The sequence below is a fragment of the Helicobacter sp. genome (assembly GCF_014799995.1).
Lineage (GTDB): Bacteria > Campylobacterota > Campylobacteria > Campylobacterales > Helicobacteraceae > Helicobacter_D.
Genome location: NZ_JAAVGY010000037.1, coordinates 1 through 5176, shown reverse-complemented (window position 1 = coordinate 5176; position 5176 = coordinate 1). Strand labels below are relative to the sequence as shown.

Sequence of the window (5176 nt, the reverse complement as noted above, 5' to 3'; positions counted from 1 at the left end):
CCATATAAAGACTATATCATATATAAAGAAATAAAGCAATATATTTTTCTGTATTTTTTGTCGAGATTATCAATCAATCGCTCTGTTTTGATAAGTTGATTGAATATAATTCATATAGTTCTAGTTCAATAAATATAGTTATAGTATGGCATACTGTGCATGGGGCTATGGCATACTGTGCTATAGAGTTATGGCATACTGTGCATAGGGCTATGGCATATGGTGCTATAGGGTAAACATATATTCGAATCAAAAATCCAGTAAAATCAATGCTTGCAGAGTTTTTACATTTTTTTGAATGGTACATTTAGGCGTTATTTCTTTCTATTAATCCTGAAAGATAGACTGAATATAATAGAATGGTTTTATTTAAATGGCTTTATTTAGTCAGCACAAATTGACCGTTCCTGAACGTGCAAATTGACCATTCAGGCATAAAATAAGGCTTTGCGGCACGTAAAAAGGGGAATTGCCTATTTGCAACTCCCCTTTTTCCTTAATCTTCATAGTGTCCCTTACATGATACGATTCTGATATTCTGTGCCTCATCAATGCCATATACAAGGCGGTTCGCTTCGTCTATCCGCCTGCTGTATAGCCCTGATTTACCATGCTTTAGCAGTTCTGGTTTCCCTATGCCCTGCAACGCTCCATTCCGTTTGATATCCGCTATTAAGCTATTTACTTTCTTTAGCGTTTTACGATCCTGTGTCTGCCAGTACAGGTAATGCTCCCATCCTTTCTCCGTAAATGAAAAATCAGCCATTTTTTAACCTTGCCTTTGTATCCCGTGCTTTCTTTCAAATTCAAGTATTCGGTCGCTTGGCTTCCAATCCTCAGCTTCCATTTCTTTCAGTTCTTCCAGTGTGAAAGAAATGGTATCGCCTTTTCTAAACTGCTCTTCGCTTTCTTCGATCATTGCAAGGTATTCAGCGTTTCGCTTTGCTTTCTGCAAGGCATTGTATTCAGCTTCGTTAATCATGTATATGTTTTGGTTTCGTGGCCTTGAGATAACAACTGTTTCACCCATACTGATTTTGTCGCACCATTCTTTGAAGTTATCCCTGATGTTTATAGATTTTACCGCTAACATAGTTTTATGCCCTCTTTTCTAAAAACATACGTTTTTTCGTATTTTTTATTGTATCTTTATTATATTTAAAGTATGCAACTGTGTCAATCAGAATATTGTACCATGTGTTTTTTCTTTCTCTCGTTCCATCAGAAAGAATGATTGATAATCATATAGTCAGTAGTATTGTTAATAGTATTATTAAAGTATCACACAGACACTAGGTGAACAAATGTTTTAATCAAAAATCCAGTAAAATCAATGCTTGCAGAGTTTTTACATTTTTTGAATGGTACATTTAATCTTTTTTCTCTTTAAATTTTTATGTTTTACTCGGTGAAGGGGGATGGCTCTTTCAGTTTCCTTCAACTTTTTTTCCAGCCGCTTCCTTCTCTGGTTGAGATTCTTCTGCAAGCTTTCCGACAGGAATTTTTCCAAGCAATTCAAACAGTCTTTGGCTGTATCTGTCCGTTTCTTCGCTTAACCGCCTCTGGAAGTCTTTTTCCTGCTTAAGCAATGCTTTCTCCATTTCAATTTGAGCCTGTTCCGTCTGTGCTAACATAGCCTGCTTAAGGCTTGCATTCTCCGCTTGTAGCCTCTCTACCTCTTCTTGGAGTTTTATAGCCTGGGCTGCTCCTCCCTCCATGCTCCCTATCTTTGCTTTTAGATCATTGCAGGAATCAGTTAAGGCTTTGTTAAGGCTATCCTTATCTGCTAATGCTGTCTGCAAGTCCTTCACCTTCTCCGCATAGCCCATCAATTCACTTTTTAGCCGGGAACATTCATCAGCCTGTTGCTTTTCATCGGCAATGGCCAGCTCACGCTGATCCTTTGACTTTTTCAATTCCTCCTGCAGGTTCTGAATGGTTGTATCCTTGGATTTTAAGAGTGCGTCAAATTCCATCCGTACTGTTTCGGTTATGTTCTGGTTGTCTTCCAGGCTTCCCATGAACATCCTGGTAAGGGCGGACACATACTTCTCAAATTGCTCTATATCTGTTTTTTTGTCAGTCAGCACTGCCTTGCCGGACTGGAACTCAAATGCCTCTATGAGTTTTGCAAGTGTTTCCTGCTGGTTGCCGCCAATAATGCCCGATATCTCCTTAAATTTTTCGGCGGTTTCATCGTCAATCCGAAATGATTTTGGCTTTAATTCCCTTCCATCTGCCATGACCTATCCTCCTTATAATACAATACACTACGATGTATTTAATATGTATTACATAGTATCATATATGTTCAAGAAAGTCAAGATATATAAATAATATTACAATACATTACAATGTAATACATATGTATTACAATAATAAGTTATAATTTAAAAGTCATCAGCCACCAGCTCAACTGGTAGTTGATGACTTAAAATGTTTTCAGATGTTTCAATTTTTGACTACGGTATCTTCTTCCTCGTCCTCCTGCTCTTTCCATCGGCGTTCTTTTGCAGCAAGTAAACGCTGCATTTCCTCGAATAAGACGCTGCGTTGGGCCGCGACTTCCTGCCGCTCCAGTTCCGCTTGGGATGGTTTTTCCGGTTTGGCCTGCTGCTTTGCCCGTGTTGGCTTCACCAGCGCAGGCTGCTCCGGTTTTTCATGGTGTTGTTCCATTGGCATCGGTGCGGCCTGTTCCGGCTGCTCTTGGACGGCATACTTCTCTGGGTGATCCCGCCGCTCCAAGAAGTCCCGGAATTGCGTTTCCAGCTCGGAACGGACCACGGAGACATGGCCTGTCACTTTGTCCTTGGCGTAAATTGGCGGCAGTTTTAGGCCGTCTTTTGCTAACTCCTTCCGGCGGGCGACACGCCAGCGGGTGAACTGTTCGAAAACGGTGTCTTTCTCCTGGAGCTGTCTGTCCCATTCTTTGAAATCGTAATGTTCTTTGCCGTCTGCCCCTATTGTCCGTGGCTGAGCTTGCCAACCGTATATCTGCTGCATGACAGCAAGGGCATCGAACGCCGCTTGCTGCTTCGCTTCCTCCATTTCCTTGTCCTCTGACGGCTTTTCCGTGGCCGTCGCGGGCTTCTGCGCCGGTTTCCTTGGCGTGGAGAAGGACGGCATCGGCATTTCCAGCACGACGGGCGGGGCTTCATCCTGCTGCTCGGCCTGAAAGGATGGTGCTTCCGTACCGAACAGCTTTTTTACTCCTTCCGGCTGGTAGTTGGCCCCCAGCTTGTAGGATTTGGATTTCAAGTTAGGCGGTATCTTGTCCGGGAAACCGGATGTGTCCACCAGCTCATAGGTGTAATGCGGTGGCTGCTTCTTTGTGGCTGGATGCAGATATGTGACCGTTTCGTCCTTGTGCTCATGCGGTACAAGCTCGACGCCGGAAAGGCGGAGCTGCCTTGCAAAATCTGCTTCATCCCTGGCTTCCGCTGCTGCCTTTTTGATACGTTCCCGTAAATCGTCCTGCCAGATGTAACGCTCGGCCCTGATCTTGTCTGGGTTCACTTTGCGCCCTTCTTCTGTTGCCTGTTTCCGTTCCAGTTCGTTAGCGGCCCTGATTTGCTCGTTCTTGGCGCGGGCACCCCGAACGGATTGGTTGACCTTTTCCGGCTGCATTTCCGGTTTGGCAAGATCGAAATACTGCTGGCATACCTCGTCAACAATTTTCCGGAAGTGGAAGTGGGCATATGCCGACGGGTTTATGCCCCGGTAGTCCGACATATTTACATCATTAGTGATTATGTGCAAGTGTACCAAGCCCCCCTTGCCGTCTTTCTGTAGGAACACAGCGGACTGGTTATCTGGGGCGTTCTTCCGCGCAATCTCGCACCCAATGGCAAGCCCTTTCATGCAGTCCTCCGCTTCATCCGGGTTCAGCTCGGAACGGGCAAAGGAAACGATATAGCGGTCGACCTGTGTAGTATGCCGGAGGTGCGCCCGATCCCAGAACGGCTGCATTTGCCGCTCGAACGAGACCACGTTATCGGGCAGCATATTGACACCTGCTATATACTCGTTCCGTACTTCCGCACCGTTATGGCCTTTGCCGTTTCCCCTCGCGTATGCTATTGCGTCGGCTCCGAACGCTGTCCGGGTTATGTGAGAATACGGCATAAGATTTCACCTACCTGTTTCGTGGCATTTTCATAACGGGATATGAGGATGTCAAGGTCCTCTTTGGAAAAATCCTTGCATTCCGATTTCACAGATTGTATTTCCTTGCGCTTCTGTTCAATGTCATAAAAATCCATTCCCTGACTCGCATATTTGCGCTTTATCTGTTCTAACCTGATCTCTTGATTATAATTTATGCCGATACGATGCAACTCCATTTTTACCACCGATATTTCGTCAAGCAGAGACTTTATCAGTTCCTTTATCTCCGACGCTTGCCCCTCGTCGATGATACGGATACTCCCAAGGTAACGGGCCAGATTTCCAGTAACGGCCATTCGTACAAGTTCTGTTTTGTTGATGCCATATTTCTTTGCCATGTCCTCAATCGCACCCCATGATTCGATTGAAAACCGTATTGTCATGGGCTTCAATGCTGGCTTCTTGCTACGCTTATAGCTCATATTAAACCTCCTTATTTATATTGCCCGCCGCCTCCCGGCATCGGGCAATAGGGGAAAGCGGCCAGCCCTAAATATATTTGTGAAAACATATAATGTATATGTCCCCGCACATACACGCTTTTTTCTTATACCCAAACTATGTCCCCACACATATAGAGCCCATGCCGGATATATGCCCCTGCACATACACGCTTTTTTCTTATACCCAAACTATGTCCCCACACATATAGAGCCCCATGCCAGATATATGTCTCCACACCTACGCATTCTTCCATACAAAATGACGTTTATATTAATAAGTTCAATTCTTATTTTATCATATTTTGTAGATGAATGCAAGCAGAGAGTTGAGCACCTACAGTGTTCAACTCTTGCTTGCGAGGGGAACTAGGCGCTACGCGTCCAGTTCCCCCTCGACCCCCTCCCCTGCGGGGTTGCAATTTTGTTCCGCATGTCGTTTATTCCACAGCAGGTGTTTAGGATGCCTGTGTCAAAATTCTGTCATCTGCACGACAGTCTTTTGGCGCAAAAGGAGTGATAGTTTTTTTGCGATGAGTGTCAAAGAGGATGCCTACGGGCGAATTTCT

The 5176-nt window shown here is 44.6% G+C and carries 5 protein-coding genes; all 5 read right to left on the bottom strand.

What is annotated here, in order from left to right; genetic code table 11:
- Window positions 1–496 precede the first annotated feature (496 nt).
- On the bottom strand, window positions 497–766 hold the full coding sequence (locus tag HDT10_RS05255; RefSeq protein ID WP_290880815.1) for a Txe/YoeB family addiction module toxin: 270 nt from the start codon (window positions 764–766) through the stop codon (window positions 497–499).
- A 3-nt stretch (window positions 767–769) separates the two neighbouring features.
- Window positions 770–1093, bottom strand: coding sequence for a type II toxin-antitoxin system Phd/YefM family antitoxin (locus tag HDT10_RS05250; protein WP_290880812.1), 324 nt, complete (start codon window positions 1091–1093; stop codon window positions 770–772).
- A 334-nt stretch (window positions 1094–1427) separates the two neighbouring features.
- Window positions 1428–2243 (bottom strand): hypothetical protein, encoded by an 816-nt coding sequence (locus tag HDT10_RS05245; protein WP_290880810.1) that lies wholly within the window; start codon window positions 2241–2243, stop codon window positions 1428–1430.
- A gap of 208 nt (window positions 2244–2451) precedes the next feature.
- On the bottom strand, window positions 2452–4125 hold the full coding sequence (locus HDT10_RS05240; protein WP_290880808.1) for a relaxase/mobilization nuclease domain-containing protein: 1674 nt from the start codon (window positions 4123–4125) through the stop codon (window positions 2452–2454).
- Window positions 4107–4589 (bottom strand): hypothetical protein, encoded by a 483-nt coding sequence (locus HDT10_RS05235; protein ID WP_290880806.1) that lies wholly within the window; start codon window positions 4587–4589, stop codon window positions 4107–4109. The genes HDT10_RS05240 and HDT10_RS05235 overlap by 19 nt, the downstream gene beginning before the upstream one ends.
- Window positions 4590–5176 lie beyond the last annotated feature (587 nt).